The following is a 592-nucleotide window of genomic DNA, read 5'->3' as shown; positions in this document are numbered from 1 at the left end:
CAGGACGGCGACCCGGACAGCCCGACTCTTGAAGTCATTGCTGAGACCAACAAGCCGCAGGCGGTGCGTATGTATCTGCCGCGTCTGGAGCGTTTGCAGATTGATATGCCCGCGCAGGGTACCAACACCTTCAACACCCTGCCGAACGACATGAAGCGCAGCATTCGCCGCATGCACTTCATGACGGATGCGATTGAAGAGCTGGAAATCAAGCGTGATGACAACGTGGCCTATGAAACCACCGCCTGGCGTGAACGTTACATGGCGAACCGTAACGATCTGATGTGGCAGGACGGCATGTTCCATCTGGACTTTCTGATGCGCGGTTTTATCCGCAATGAGATGTTCCCGACGGCCCGTGCCAAAGAGCTGCTGTTTACCTTCAAGACAAGTAAGCCCGCGGGCAGCGTGACCGTGATTACGGAATATCTGGACGTTGAGCGCACGGCGGCACAGGTCAAGGGCTAAGGGGACAAGATGCTGGATTGGCTTAATGATGCGGTGGACAAAGGCAGTGAAATGCTGGGCGGGGCGTGGGAAGACACGACGGAGTTTGCGGGCAGTTGGTGGAATGACTACCTCGACAGCAAGC

Annotated in this window: 1 pseudogene; it reads left to right on the top strand. The window is 56.6% G+C overall.

The features are described 5' to 3' along the window. Positions 1-468 (top strand): annotated as a pseudogene (locus D6M16_RS22115) (hypothetical protein); the annotation flags it as partial. Positions 469-592 lie beyond the last annotated feature (124 nt).

It is taken from the genome of Photobacterium salinisoli (assembly GCF_003614885.1).
GTDB lineage: Bacteria > Pseudomonadota > Gammaproteobacteria > Enterobacterales > Vibrionaceae > Photobacterium > Photobacterium salinisoli.
The sequence above is the reverse complement of the archived record's forward strand: the minus strand, read 5'-3'. Positions and strand labels throughout refer to the sequence as shown.